The sequence below is a fragment of the Nocardia jinanensis genome, assembly GCF_014645735.1.
Lineage (GTDB): Bacteria > Actinomycetota > Actinomycetes > Mycobacteriales > Mycobacteriaceae > Nocardia > Nocardia jinanensis.
The window spans coordinates 282,849-296,167 of the sequence record NZ_BMMH01000005.1; the positions used below are offsets into that span (position 1 = coordinate 282,849).

At 64.8% G+C, this 13,319-nt stretch carries 13 protein-coding genes; 4 read left to right on the top strand and 9 right to left on the bottom strand.

What is annotated here, in order from left to right; translation table 11 throughout:
* Positions 1–21: 21 nt before the first annotated feature.
* The 4 genes from IEY68_RS14645 to IEY68_RS14660 all read right to left on the bottom strand — a co-directional run bounded on the left by IEY68_RS14645 (position 22) and on the right by IEY68_RS14660 (position 3,293).
* Complete coding sequence (locus tag IEY68_RS14645; RefSeq protein ID WP_063916247.1) at positions 22–549, bottom strand: Zn-ribbon domain-containing OB-fold protein; 528 nt, start codon at positions 547–549, stop codon at positions 22–24.
* A gap of 177 nt (positions 550–726) precedes the next feature.
* Positions 727–1,920: a thiolase family protein gene (locus tag IEY68_RS14650; RefSeq protein WP_062997567.1), complete on the bottom strand. Its 1,194-nt coding sequence runs from the start codon at positions 1,918–1,920 to the stop codon at positions 727–729.
* Positions 1,917–2,369, bottom strand: a complete 453-nt coding sequence (locus IEY68_RS14655) for a Zn-ribbon domain-containing OB-fold protein (RefSeq protein ID WP_229718783.1) — start codon at positions 2,367–2,369, stop codon at positions 1,917–1,919. Before IEY68_RS14655 ends, IEY68_RS14650 begins: the two co-directional genes overlap by 4 nt.
* A 126-nt stretch (positions 2,370–2,495) precedes the next feature.
* On the bottom strand, positions 2,496–3,293 hold the full coding sequence (locus IEY68_RS14660) for an SDR family oxidoreductase (protein ID WP_062997565.1): 798 nt from the start codon (positions 3,291–3,293) through the stop codon (positions 2,496–2,498).
* A gap of 325 nt (positions 3,294–3,618) precedes the next feature.
* On the opposite strand from IEY68_RS14660, the gene IEY68_RS14665 reads away from it, so the two are divergent.
* Complete coding sequence (locus IEY68_RS14665) at positions 3,619–4,701, top strand: Gfo/Idh/MocA family protein (protein WP_062997563.1); 1,083 nt, start codon at positions 3,619–3,621, stop codon at positions 4,699–4,701.
* 63 nt (positions 4,702–4,764) lie between these two features.
* On the opposite strand, the gene IEY68_RS14670 is transcribed toward IEY68_RS14665, so the two are convergent.
* From IEY68_RS14670 to IEY68_RS14680, 3 genes are all read right to left on the bottom strand, one after another.
* Complete coding sequence (locus IEY68_RS14670) at positions 4,765–5,832, bottom strand: 2,3-butanediol dehydrogenase (protein ID WP_062997561.1); 1,068 nt, start codon at positions 5,830–5,832, stop codon at positions 4,765–4,767.
* A gap of 38 nt (positions 5,833–5,870) precedes the next feature.
* Positions 5,871–6,437: a TetR/AcrR family transcriptional regulator gene (locus IEY68_RS14675; protein WP_189094282.1), complete on the bottom strand. Its 567-nt coding sequence runs from the start codon at positions 6,435–6,437 to the stop codon at positions 5,871–5,873.
* A 159-nt stretch (positions 6,438–6,596) separates the two neighbouring features.
* On the bottom strand, positions 6,597–7,112 hold the full coding sequence (locus IEY68_RS14680) for a DoxX family protein (RefSeq protein WP_189094317.1): 516 nt from the start codon (positions 7,110–7,112) through the stop codon (positions 6,597–6,599).
* Positions 7,113–7,563: 451 nt separating this feature from the next.
* Here IEY68_RS14680 and IEY68_RS14685 point away from each other — a divergent pair, with 451 nt between their 5' ends.
* On the top strand, positions 7,564–9,108 hold the full coding sequence (locus IEY68_RS14685) for an AMP-binding protein (protein ID WP_229718784.1): 1,545 nt from the start codon (positions 7,564–7,566) through the stop codon (positions 9,106–9,108).
* 124 nt (positions 9,109–9,232) lie between these two features.
* Here the strand turns inward: IEY68_RS14685 and IEY68_RS14690 are convergent, their stop codons facing one another.
* Together IEY68_RS14690 and IEY68_RS14695 are read right to left on the bottom strand one after the other, a co-directional pair.
* Complete coding sequence (locus IEY68_RS14690; protein ID WP_189094283.1) at positions 9,233–10,030, bottom strand: enoyl-CoA hydratase; 798 nt, start codon at positions 10,028–10,030, stop codon at positions 9,233–9,235.
* 472 nt (positions 10,031–10,502) lie between these two features.
* Positions 10,503–11,264: a FadR/GntR family transcriptional regulator gene (locus tag IEY68_RS14695; RefSeq protein WP_062997555.1), complete on the bottom strand. Its 762-nt coding sequence runs from the start codon at positions 11,262–11,264 to the stop codon at positions 10,503–10,505.
* A gap of 236 nt (positions 11,265–11,500) precedes the next feature.
* On the opposite strand from IEY68_RS14695, the gene IEY68_RS14700 reads away from it, so the two are divergent.
* On the top strand, positions 11,501–12,265 hold the full coding sequence (locus IEY68_RS14700) for a FadR/GntR family transcriptional regulator (protein ID WP_062997553.1): 765 nt from the start codon (positions 11,501–11,503) through the stop codon (positions 12,263–12,265).
* 518 nt (positions 12,266–12,783) lie between these two features.
* A partial coding sequence (locus tag IEY68_RS36205) for an NAD(P)H-dependent flavin oxidoreductase (RefSeq protein ID WP_229718785.1) occupies positions 12,784–13,319 on the top strand: 536 nt, incomplete at its 3' end.

Here is a 13,319-nt window from a genome sequence, read left to right on the forward strand (position 1 = left end):
CCGAATCGACACCTGCACCGCTCAGGGATAGGGGCTCGCCGGCGAAGTAACGGCCGGCGACCCGCCGTACCAGTCGATGGAGTTTCCTCCACAGGTCGAGGTCATCCGAGCCGTAGGACCGTCCTCGTCCGAGCTCGGCTGTTCAGGACAGACCACAAATACGGGGAAGCGATCTACCTGCGGATACGGCTGGAACTGAACCCGGATGGATCGGTCCGCTTGCGGCGGGACGTCGCCTTCGATCGTCGTGTACACCCACGGACCGTCGTCGAGTTCCACGATCGCGAGCGTCATCGGCACCAGCGCGGAGTGTGGGCGGCCGACACTGCGGTGCGCCGGCCGCCATGACACGATCGAACCGAGGCCCGATGAGGGGACCCATTCGAGCTCGAACGATCGGCACACCGAGCATTCCCCGGTCGGTGGGGCCAGCAGCTGATCACAGCGCAGGCAACGCCGAATCATCAGCGCGGTTTCCGCCGGGTCTACGGGACCGTCGTCGGGTTCAGCTATGGACTCGAACATGGAAGCCTCGGTGTTGTAGTTCATCCGCCCTACCGAGCATCTCCTGATGCGTACGCCACGGCATCGGTGAAACTACGGCGACAGGGACCTATAAACGGCGTGCCGGCCCGACCAGGCCGGCCGTCGCCGAAACTCGCTCCGATCAGGATCGGGCGCCGTCCGATCGCCTCGACGTCGGCCGCGAATCGCTCCAGTCCGTACTCACCGTCGACTGACCAGCATCGCCCCGGCCACCGGCCCACCACCGGCGGCGACGGCGGCGACTTCGGCGTTCTTGCGAACCTGTCGATCACCGCCCTCACCCCACAGCTGCACACAGGCTTCGTGCAGGAACCCCATACCGTGCAACCGGCCACCGGAAAGCTGCCCACCGCTGGTGTTCAGCGGTAGGTCACCGTCGAGGCCGATGCGGTGGCCGCCATCGACGAAGTCTCCGGCGCGGCCGTGCTCACAGAATCCCAGCGCCTCCAGCCACTGAATCGTCAAGAACGTGAACCCGTCGTAGAGCTGTGCGAAATCGACATCGGCGGGACGCAGGTCGGTGCGCTCCCACAGTGTCGTGGCCGCATCGTGGGCAGCCATGGTCGTGAGGTCACGACGCTGATCCCAGGTCGCGCGCTCGAACATGCCGGTGCCCACCGATTCGACCGTCAGCGGCGGTTTCGGCAGTCCTGCCGTCGCCTCGCGCCGAGAGACGATCACCGCTGTCGCGCCGTCGCAGGGGATATCGCAGTCGAAGAGGCACAGCGGTTCCGAAATCATCCTCGCGTTCAGGTAGTCGTCCATGGTCAGCGGATCACGGAAGATCGCATCCGGGTTCAGGCCCGCATGCTTGCGCGCGTTCACCGCGATAGCACCCAATTGCTCACGAGTGAGGCCGTGGTCGTACATATAGCGCTGCGCCGGCATGGCCAGCCAGTTCGCCGCCGACACCGCCCCGAAGGGACCGAAGAACTCCAGATGGGCGGGCGCGCGCCCATTACCGAACAGCACCGAGGCACGGCCCTTGTCCGCCTGAGCCGTCGATTCCCATACCGACCGGAACACCAGCACGTGCTCGGCCAACCCGGTCGCCACCGCCATGCACGCTTCGATCACCGGACCCAACTGCCCCGCGGTCTCGGTACTACTGATGAACCACCGCGAACTCAGACCGAGCACATTGCGCAACTCGTGCACCGTTGCCCCGGAGAATCCTCGATCGGGAACCCCGGGCCCGGGGTAGCTCGCGACACCATCGATATCGTCGGGCTCCAGCCCGGCATCGGCGATCGCGCGCAGCGCCGCCTCCACGGTGAGATCGAGTCCGGTGCGGCCCAGCCGACGACCGACCTGAGATTTTCCGGCACCGCTGAGAACCGCCCGCCCGCCGAACGGTCCACCCGAATTCTTCACGCGCTCTCACCTTTCACCGGACGGAACAGCGGCAGCCAGACGTCGTCCCACTGTTCGAACCACACCTCGACCTCTTGCCCGATCGCCACCTGATCCGGGTCGACCCCGACCACGTTGCTGACGATCCGGACATCGGGCTCGTCGGCGAGCTCGATCATCGCCACCAGATACGGTGGTTCGAAACCCGGAATCCATTGCTGATGGTTGACGGTGTAGGCAGCAACCCTCCCCTTGCCCGAGGCGGCCTCGGGCCCCACGTCCCGGCTCCGGCACCGGAAGCATGCCGGCCCGCCGGGATGGAACCAACGCCGGCAGCTACGACAGCGGTAGATCATCAGCTTGCCGTCACGGCCACCTGTCCAGAACGCTTCCGACTCGGGTCCGGGTTCCGGCAGCAGTCGCGTTCGTGGCCGGGTATACCCGGGTATCTCCTGTTCAGCAGTGGTCACCTCCCCAATATAGATTATTCATCTATCTAAGTAATAGTTATCGAGGTGGTGCACACCGGAGTGTGGACGACCTGCACCTCAGGCGCTGTCCTTCGCGATCCCCCGGGCCCGGCTCGTCGAGCAGCGTCAGAAGGCGGACCGGTGCAGGCCGCCGTCCACTTCGATCCAGTTGCCGTTCACATAGCCCGCGTCGGCCGAGCACAGATACGTAACCAGCGACGCGATCTCGGCCGGCCGGCCGATCCGGCCGGCCGGCACTCGGGCTTTCGTCAGCATGAACTCGCGCCGTTCGCTCTCACTACCGGCACCGACCACCGCGTCCAGGTACTGGATGGCGCTCTCGGTTTCGATCCAGCCCGGCGCGACCGTGTTGATGGTGATGCCGAATCGGGCGTATTCGTCGGCGACGGTCTTCAGCAGACCCACCGTGGCGGGACGAGTGGCGTTGGCCACGACGTGGTGGATACTTCCGGTGGGTTCCTTGGCGGTGGCCGATCCGATATGGACGAACCGGCCCCACCCCGCCTCCCGCATACCGGGCAGCACCGCGTGCAGCAGGTAGAACTGGCTCACCGTGTAGGCCTCGAAGGACTCCCGGAGCGGCGCGGCGTCGGTGATATCGGCGAAGTCACCGGGACGCTGGTACTTTGCCTGACCGATAACGATGAGGGGCGGCCCGAACTCCCGGCGCACCAGTTCCACCGCCCGGCCCACTTCGTCACGGTCCGAACAGTCCGCCGTCACTCCGAAGGCGGTGCCACCCTGCCGGCGGATCCGATCGACAGCCGCCTCGACATCGGCCGCGGTACGGGCCGCGATCGCCACCCGGCTCCCCTCCGCGGCCAGCATCTTCGCCACTTCGAAACCCATTCCCCGGCTGCCGCCCACCACCAGTGCCACCCGGTCCTCGATCCCGAAATCCATTGCGATCATTCCTTCCGTCGGGAGCTGGTCCGCGCAGCGCGCGCTACCCCTTGCCAGAGTAGTGACATTTGTGTCAAATTTATCGCGTTCGACGCATTAACTGTTCACCCTCTGGGACATGCGAGTCATCTCGACCGCATGCGAGCCGGACCACCCCGAGGCAAGCAGCGATACATTATCTAAAGTCGAAAAGTGTTGGTGCTGAATCAATTATGGCGCCTCGGCCGCACAGGTGGTGTAGCGATGTAACCTACGGAAATCCGCCACCTCGCGCACCCGGCCATGGCAATGCGCGCGGCCCGACCGTTTCAACAGGGAGTTGACAATGACGTTGCGTGTAGGAGTAATCGGCGTTGGGTGGGGAGCAATGGTTCAGGTACCCGGGATACGCGCCAGCGCCGGATTCGAACCGGTCGCCCTCTGCGCACGCACCCGCGAACGCCTCGATCCGGCCGCCGAACGGCTCGGTATCAGCGACACTTCGACCGACTGGGAGAGCTTCGTGGCCCGCGACGATCTCGACGTCATCTCCGTCGCCACACCCGCACGGATGCACGCCGATATGGCCCTGGCCGCCTTCGAAGCGGGCAAGGCGGTGCTGTGCGAGAAACCGCTCGCCGCCGATCTCCCTACCGGCCGGCTGATGGCCGCCGCCGCGGCGAAATCCGCACAGCCCTCGGCATGCTGCTTCGAGAATCGGTGGAACCCGGACTGGCTGGCCGTCGGCGATACGGTGCGCTCGGGATCGCTCGGCAAGGTGTACGTCGCGCGGGTGAACCGCAGCGCCTCCTACTGGCACCCCTCCCGGCGGCCGCAGGCGCGATGGATGTACGACCGGGACCAAGGCGGCGGTTACCTCGCCGGCCTCCTCGTCCACGATCTGGATTTTCTGGTGAGCATGCTGGGCCGCCCGGTGTCGGTCTGCGCCGAAGTACGCTCCAGCGAGCCCGTGCGTACCTTGCCGGACGGGGAAGTCCTCCAGGTGACCGCCGACGACACCTCGGCCCTGCTGCTCCGATTGGAGTCCGGAGCGATCGCGATCCTGAGCGTATCGGTCATCGGCCTGTACGCCGACCACTACCGGCTCGAGCTGTTCGGCTCCGAAGGTACCGTCATCGGTGACGGCACGCTCCGATCATCGTCTTTCACCTCCGGCTCGACCGGCGACACCTCCCTCACCCCGCTCCCGGACTCCGATCGTGCCCCGGCACACCCCGGCACACTGCCTGATGGCCTGGCCGGTCATGCCGCTCGCGCGATGGCGCTGATGCTCGACGACTGGCTCCCGGCCTTCGACGGCGGCGTCGGCACCGCACCCTCATTCGATGACGGCCTGCTCAGCCTGGCGATCATCGATGCCGCGAATCGCTCGGCCGCCGGCGCCGGATGGGTGGATATCGAAATGTGAGCCTCCCCGCGGGACCGACAACTCGGGCGAGCCCCGGCCGTCTACACCGACCTGTCCACCGATTCAGATCTCGCGAGGGGTGACGAGGATCTTCACCTCGGTCGCACGGCCATCGGCCAGCAAATGCTCGATTCCCCTGTCCAGCGCGTGGGTGAGAGAGACCCGGCTGCTGATCAAAGCGTCGGGCCGGATCCGGCCATCCACCACGGCGTCCCGCACCTCGCGGAAGTCGGCCGCCGTGTACGCGAAACTACCGGTGAGCACCTTCTCCCTGGTGAGGAACGGAACCACATCCAACGGCACATCACCGTGGAAGTTCGCGACGACGACCGCCGTCCCTGCCGCTGCGAGCGCGTCGATCGCCGGCTGCAGAGTCGCCTTACCCACCCCGGAAGCATCGAACGCCACATCGACACCGCGCCCGCCCGTTGCTGCCCGTACTGCACCGACCACCTCTTCTTCGCGAGGGTCGATGATCCGGTCGGCACCGAGTCGTAGCGCGAGTTCCTTGCGCGAAGCGCTCAGCTCAGTGACGAAAACCGTCTCGACGCCGTGTGCCCGCAGCGCGAGGACCAGGGACAAGCCGATCGGGCCCGCACCTACCACCAGCGCGGTGCTGCGTTGGTTCACCCCGGCGAGTTCGACGGCATGCCATGCGACGGCGAGTGGCTCGATCAACGCGGCCGTCTCCGCGCTGAATCCGGCGGGCAAGACCAGAGCGTGGTCGGCCGGTACCACCACGGTGTCACTGAATCCACCACCCCAGCCGTTGATACCGATGAAGGCGAAGTTGTCGCACAGATTGGGGCGGCCCGCCAGGCATTCGGCGCAGGTTCCATCGGCGAAGTTGGGCTGAACCGCCACGAGATCACCGACCGCCACACCGGTCACATCCTCGGCCACCGCGGTGACGTATCCGGAGAACTCGTGACCCAATGTGTGCGGGCCGGTCTCCCCCATGATCGGGTTCGCGTAGTCGGCCGGTATCGGAGCAGATTCGTACAGCCCCAGATCCGAGCCACATATCCCGGCCCACTCGACGTGGACCTTGACCGTGCCGGGGCGAAGCTCCGGCTCCGGTATCTCCTCCAGCCGGGCATCGCGTGGTCCGTGAAGGCGTAATGCACGCATAGCAGGTTTCCTTTCCGCTGAGGGCCGGAGACGGGGTCTCAGCTGCTCATCAGTGCGCCGATATCGGCCACTGCCAGGTAGTCACGAAGACAATCGGGAGTGCTGTCCGATTCGGCAAGATCGAGGGTGGCACGCCGTAGCAGACCCGTGACCAGTACCACTGCCACAGTGGTCCGGATATCCGAGACGCCCAGGCCCAGCCGCTCCGCGACCGGCCGGCGCAGAATCGCTTCGGCGTCGTCGAACGACTGCGACAGCACCGCGCGCATCGCAGGTGAGGCTTGCAGGATCGGGACGAGTTTTCTCGTACGGTCCAGCACTGGACCGCCGGCCGATGCGTGGAACGCCGCGACCAACGCTTCGTCGAACGATTCGTCCGGCGGATGCGCGGCGAGGACTTCGGCCAGTACTTCCAGTCCGTGCCGGAGCACCGGCACGACGGCCGTTTCCTTTGTCGGAAAGTATCGGTGAAAGGTCCGCCGTGAGATGCCGGCGCAGCGAGCCAGCGTCTCGACCGCAACGTCCGGGCCGCCATGCTCGAGGTAGACGGCCACACACGCCTCCGACGCCTCCAGCGGCGTCAAATACCTGGTCGGAGCTGGCATGACGCCAACCTATCATCTGTTGTCACATTGTGACAACAAGGTCGTCGCCACCGCGCCCCGCACACACGAGGTGTCACCCACATAGCGAATGCCCCTGCGCGAACCACGTCGCCATACGGATCCATTGCATTCAGCGTGAGCTATCGACCACAGCGGGCCTCAGTTCTCGACCGCGGCCTCCCGTGGCGGACGATAGAACAGCAGCAGCTGGGCGAGCCCGGCCGCGATACCGCCGACAACTGCGATCAGCCCGCCCGGCAGGCCGGCCAGCGTATCGTCCAGCCCCAGAAGGTGGTCCACCGAGATCCGGCCGGGCCCGGTAATGGCCACCGATACGCCGAGCACCGCGAGAATCAGGTTGTACTCCCATCCGGAATTCACACTGAAAAAGCCGTTTTCGCGGTGCACCGTGTAGGCCGCGACCAGCATCAGCGCCACGAACGCGGCACCGGCGAACGGTGTGAGCAACCCGAGCGCGAGGAACACCCCCGCGATCATCTCGAAAGAGGCGGCCGCCAATGCATGCACGCGGCCCGGCCGCATGCCCATACTGTCGAACCAGCGAGCCGTCCCGGCGAGCCGGCCACCGGAGAAGAACTTCTGGTAGCCGTGCGCGGCCATGGTCAGGCCACCCACGACCCGCAATAGTCCTACGCCGGCATCGAGCGCTGTCAGATCCACGGTTGATCAACTTCCTGTCTGGGGGTATCAGAACGATGTGCCCTGCTCGTTGTCGCAGCCAGAGCACCCTCCGCTCGACGGACCGAGCAGGTGCAGAATCGACCGGCCACCAGGTGCCGGTGGTCGGTGGCCGGGCCGCACCAGCAGGTGGGCCCCACCGCATGGCCGAGGCCGGCACCGGTCCGACGAGCGCCGTTGGACCCCTCGAGCAAAGCCGCACCACATAACAGGGTAATAATCTATCTTATTGAACACTGAGGCATCCACCCCACCACAAGCACTCCCGTACGGGAACTCTCGTACCCCCATCGCCGAGCATGCATCCAGAACTTCGGACAGAGCTGCCATATCAGCGATATTATTGAACCTGTTTGACCGCGACCATCGACACAGAAAACGGCCCCGCATGACACGGCATGACCTGGAACTAGTCAGTATTCCCCGGATGGTTCTCATCAGCGCGGAGAAATTCGGGACCGCGGAGGCCGTCGTCGACCTCGAACTCGGCCTCCGATGGAATTTCCACGACGTCGCCGACCGGATGCTCGAAGCCGTCCGCGCGGCGGTCGCTTTCGGTATCGAGCCCGGGGACCGCGTAGCGGTCTGGGCACCGAACAGCGCGAACTGGATCGTGGCCGCGCTCGGTGTACTCGGCGCCGGCGGGGTCCTGGTTCCGATGAACACCCGCTTCAAGGGCTCCGAAGCCGCCTACATCCTACGCCGCAGCGGCGCCAAGGCCGTCTTCACCGTCCCCGAGTTCGTCGGCAACGATTACGTGGCGATGCTCCGGGCCGAAGACGTCGACGTGCCGGTGGTCCTCATGAATACCGCAGCACCGGAGGGAATCACGAACTGGCCGGAATTCCTGGCCCGCGGTGCCTCCGTCACCGAGGACTCCGCTCGCGCGCGAATCGCCGCAGTCACGGCCGACGATCTGTCCGACATCATGTTCACCTCCGGGACAACGGGTGCGCCCAAGGGCGTGATGCTCACTCACGGCCAGTCCCTGCGGATGTACGGGTACCTGAGCGAGATATTCACCTTCGCTCCTGGTGACCGGTACTTGATCATCCCCCCGTTCTTCCACACCTTCGGCTACAAGGCGGGGTGGATGTCGTGTCTGCTGCGGGGCGTGTGCGCCATACCGCAGCCGGTTTTCGATACCGATGTGGTGTTCCAGCGTCTTGTCGACGAACGGGTGACAATTCTGCTCGGCCCGCCGACGCTCTTCCTGGACGTCATCCGCAATCCCCGCCGCGGCGAGTTCGATCTGTCGCACCTGCGTGTAGCCGTTCCCGCCGCCGCGAATGTGCCCGAATCGCTGTACTACCAGCTGCGCGATGAGCTCGGGTTCGATGTAGTGCTCTCCGCCTACGGGCTGACGGAATCCTCCTCGGTGATCACCACTGCCGAGATCACGGACGCGCTGGACGATATCGCGAACTCGGTCGGCCGGGCCGCCCGTGATGTCGAGATCAAACTCGTCGACACCGACGGCGCAGAAGTGGCGTCCGGCGAACCCGGCGAAGTGCTGGTCCGCGGGTTCAACGTCACACGCGGTTACTGGGATGATCCGGAGGCCACCGCGGCGGCGATAGACTCCGACGGCTGGCTGCACTCCGGAGATATCGGAGTGCTGAACGATCGAGGCTATCTCAAGATAGTGGACCGCAAGAAGGATATGGTCATCGTCGGCGGCTTCAACGTGTATCCGGCCGAGATCGAAAAGGTTCTGCGGCAACACGAAAACATCGTCGACGTCGCCGTAATCGGCGTCCCCGACGAGCGTATGGGCGAGGTCGGGGCAGCCTTCGTGCTCGCGGAGAATCTCACCGAACAGCAACTGATCGAATGGGCGAGGGAACGACTGGCCAATTTCAAGGTGCCCCGCCATATCGTGTTCGTCGACGATCTCCCACGCAACGCGAGCATGAAGGTCATCAAGCCACAGCTGCGCGCACAGTGGAATTCACTCCAGCCCAGCCCGTAAGGCGATGGCGGTGAGCGGCCCCGACGATATTCCGCGCCGATACCGTACAAGTTCACGGGGCCGCTTCGACATCACCGGTGCCGGATCACCGCAGACGAGCGGTGATGGCACAAGCGGACAGCAGTCAAGACATTTCCTTCCCTTGCGCCGCCTTCATCTCTTCCAGGCCCACCATCGCGGGATACTGCACGGCACTGAACCAGTGCCCGTGACCCGTCGCGTGGATATCGAAAACGGATTGCAGGGCGGTCTGAAAGCCCTGCACATCGAGGGTCTGGTTGACCGCGCGTTTGGCCTGGCGCAGTGCCCAGGGATGTTTCTGCGCGATCCGGTGCGCCAACGCGAGGCTCTCGTCTACCAGTGCGTCCAAGGGGACAACCCGATTCACCATGCCGAGCCGCTCGGCCGTTTCGGCCGAGATCCGGTCTCCGGTGAACAGCAGTTCCTTGGCCTTGCGAGCGCCGAGTTCCCAGGTATGACCGTGGTATTCGACTCCCCCGATACCCATGTTCACCACCGGATCGGAGAAATAGGCATTATCGGCCGCGATGATGATATCGCAGGGCCAGCACACCATGAGTCCGGCAGCAATACACGCACCTTGCACCGCGGCGATACTCGGTTTCGGCGAATTCCTCCATTTGAGTGAATAACCGATGTAGCGTTCGGCTTCATTGGCGTACATTTCCGCCAGGTCCTTCGCTACGGGATCCTCGCCCCGGAGGTCGTGCCCGGCCGAGAAATGCTTTCCGTTGGCGTTGACCAGGATGACGCGGATTCCGGAATCTCGATCGGCCTCGGTCCACGCTGCGTCGAGCTCGTCCAGGAAAGAGAATGACTGCGCATTCGCAGCCTCTGGCCTGTTGAGCGTGATAACGGCGACCGGCCCGTCGGTCCGGTACAGAATCTGATTTTCAGGCACGTGGGCCCCTCCTTCTCAACGGCCGGCGAGCGAAGGCTCGGCGGACGAGATCGTCATCCGATCGGTTCCCGCCAGGCCGGTGGACGCCCGAGCCCGGACCGGTGCAGCAGGGCGCGGCGCCGGCGCTGCCGTTCTCGATGCCGGCAAATCGACTACTATCGATCAATCCGTCGGGTCAAATCTCATAATGAGTTAGATTATAGAACCTAATTCGACCTGTCAACGATGACTGACGAACCTCCACTACCGCACCTCGGCCGGCGACGGGCCATTGCCCCGACCTGGATCAAGCCGAGATGAAGCGGACCCGAGTCCCTCGACGGGATTTGTCGAAATCTCGCAACCAGCTGTCGCGGTACTCACCGGCCCCGACGATAGGACTCGGCACCACCGTGGGCGGCATCGCCGGCCTCATCCGCGGGTACCCGAACCGGTCTCTCGTTCACGGGAGCCGCGAACCGGCCAGGAGCACTCAAGGGAGCACATCCAGAACGGTTTCACCAGGATCGCCGATCATGAACTCGCTCACCTGGATCAGGTGACGCCGCCAGAACGTGACTGCCTTTTCGGCATCCTTCGCCCGGATCAACTCGATGAGCTTGGCATGAGAACGCTGAGCCGCCCGGCATTTCGCCAGATGCTCCGGCTCGCCCCGGTGTTCCCGCAGAACCTTCTCGTTATGGCATTCGATGATCGAGAACAAGATATCGAGCATGACCATCATCGTCTCGTTACCGGCCAGTTCCGCCAGCAACCGGTGGAACTCGAGATCATGTCGACGTCCGTAGGCCTCGGGATCGTCGAGCAACTGCTCGCCCTCGGCCAGCATCGCCTCCAGCCTGCCGAGCCCGGTGGCGGTACGTTTCCGCGCGACCACCGCAACGGCCGAGGTCTCCACCGTCATCCGGGCCTCGTAGACGTCTGCCAGCGTTGTCCCCTTGTACTGCAACAAGGTCCCGACGTATCGGCCCGCCGTTCCGGTATCGGGGAGCATGACCCGCGCACCCCCGCGCGCCCCGCGCCGGACGATGATGATCCGCTCCGACTCGAGGATACGGAAGGCTTCGCGCAGTGTCGGACGCGAGATGCCGTAGCGCTCCATGAGGGCAGCTTCGGAGGGCAGGGCGTCGCCCACCTTCAGCTCACCGGTCACGATCTGGCGACGCAGATGCGCGGCGACCATCTCACCGGCCTTGGGCACCCGGACGATGGTCGAATCGGGCATCGCAGTCATACGTCCCCTCCGTCGATAGAAACAGTCGCCCCATGCTATCGGATGCCGCCGACCAGCGGTCCGTAGCTCCCCACGGCAGAGGAGTGAATCAGCTATTTTATCCTATGATATGCGTCGCGCCGATGCTGAACTTCGCGGCGAAGCCGGGCATTCGCACGATGCGTAAGGACGCGCACACAGCCGGTAGGAAGAAGCAATAGTATGATCAGTCGACTATAACCAGAAAGGGTTCCTCCATGCCCGCAATACCGGTCTCGGCCACGATCAGGGTACCGAAAGCCGGAGAAATGGTAGCGGCGCAGCTACGCCGGCAGATCGTGACCGGCGCACTGAAGGAGGGCGACGCCCTGCCCCCCGAATCGGTCCTGATGGAACGCTATGGCGTTTCGCGCCCGACACTTCGTGAAGCCTTTCGCATTCTCGAATCCGAACGCATCATCCAGGTGAAGCGCGGCGCGCGCGGTGGTGCACGGGTCATGCTTCCCGATTCCGGAACAGCGGGCCGGTATGTCGGGACTCTGCTCCAATTCCGTAACACGCCCCTGGCCGACGTTTACCAGGCGCGCACCAATTTGGAAACAGCCGCGGTCGCCGGCCTGGCCCGGAAACGAACCGCTGCGGATATTCGCGAGCTGAAAAAGGCGGTCACCGAAGGTGAATTACTGCTGGAAGACGCGGGCGCCTTCACCGAGCACGACGTCCGATTTCACCGGTTGCTGCTACAGCTGGCCGGAAACCAGACAGTTTCGGTCCTGCTGGATGTCCTGTTCTCGATGATCGAGAGCCACAACAGCAAGGTCCTGCAGCGGAGTCGGAACACGGAGACCTCGCTGGCGATGTGCCGCTCGGCGCAGCGCGCTCATATCAGGCTCGTCGAACTGATCCGCGACAAGGATGCTTCCGCGTCGGCTGCCTTCTGGCACCAGCACCTCACCCAGGTCGCCGATTTCATGATCGCCGACCCCGGCGCCGGCGAAACGGTGCTCGACGTCCTGTCCTGATCCAGGCGACGCCCACAGGGCCAGCAGCCGGACGCCGCGACCCCGCCTGAATCGAAAGCTCGTGTTCGGCCGCCGAGCTCGCCGCCACCTCTCCGTCGCCGGATTCGCCGAGGGACGGGATGAATACCGCTACTCCCACGGCAGCCAGTGCCGCCGCGGCAACACCGTAGACGAGCTGGATACCGGCCAGGGACGCGCGACAGGACGGGCATCGCCACCGCGGCGGCCGAGCCCGCCGGTAACTCCACCCTCCGCACGACGTTTGCCGCACCCCACCGGCGACGCGAACTGCGCTCGCGACCGAATGCCCGGTCGATGACCACGGTAGGTGCCGCACGGCGCGAAATCAGCCCTCCGAGGGGCGAACCGGTTGATCCCCGCGGACAGCATCTCGCCGGGGACCACATCGCGGTCCGCGAAGATCGCACCGGCGGGCGCGTCGAATCACCAACGCATTAAGTATAATAAACTGACTTATTGCTTGACCGAGGTCACCGACAGCGCGAAGAGGTAACACGATGATCAGTACCCGAATCACGGAGATGTTCGGCATCGAGCATCCCCTGGTCTGCGGCGGTATGACGGGATTGGGCACCGCACCGCTGATCTCGGCCGTCGCCGAGGCCGGCGCCCTGGGCTTCCTCACCGCGCTGACCCAGCCGACCCCGGAAGACCTGGCGAAGGAGATCGCCCGGACACGGGAGCTGACCGACCGGCCCTTCGGTGTGAACCTCACGATCCTGCCGACGATCGACCCCGTTCCCTACGACGAGTACCGGGCGGTCATCATCGAATCCGGCGTGACGGTGGTGGAGACCGCGGGTTCGGACCCCGCACCGCACCTCCCGGACTTCCACGCGGCCGGGGTCAAGGTGATCCACAAGGCCACCAGTGTCCGGCACGCTGCCTCGGCAGCCCGCAAGGGTGTCGACGTGATCAGCATCGACGGCTTCGAATGCGCCGGCCACCCCGGCGAAGACGATATCCCGGGTCTGATCCTCATCCCCGCCGCGGTCGCTCGGCTCGATATTCCGGTGATCGCCTCCGGCGGTAT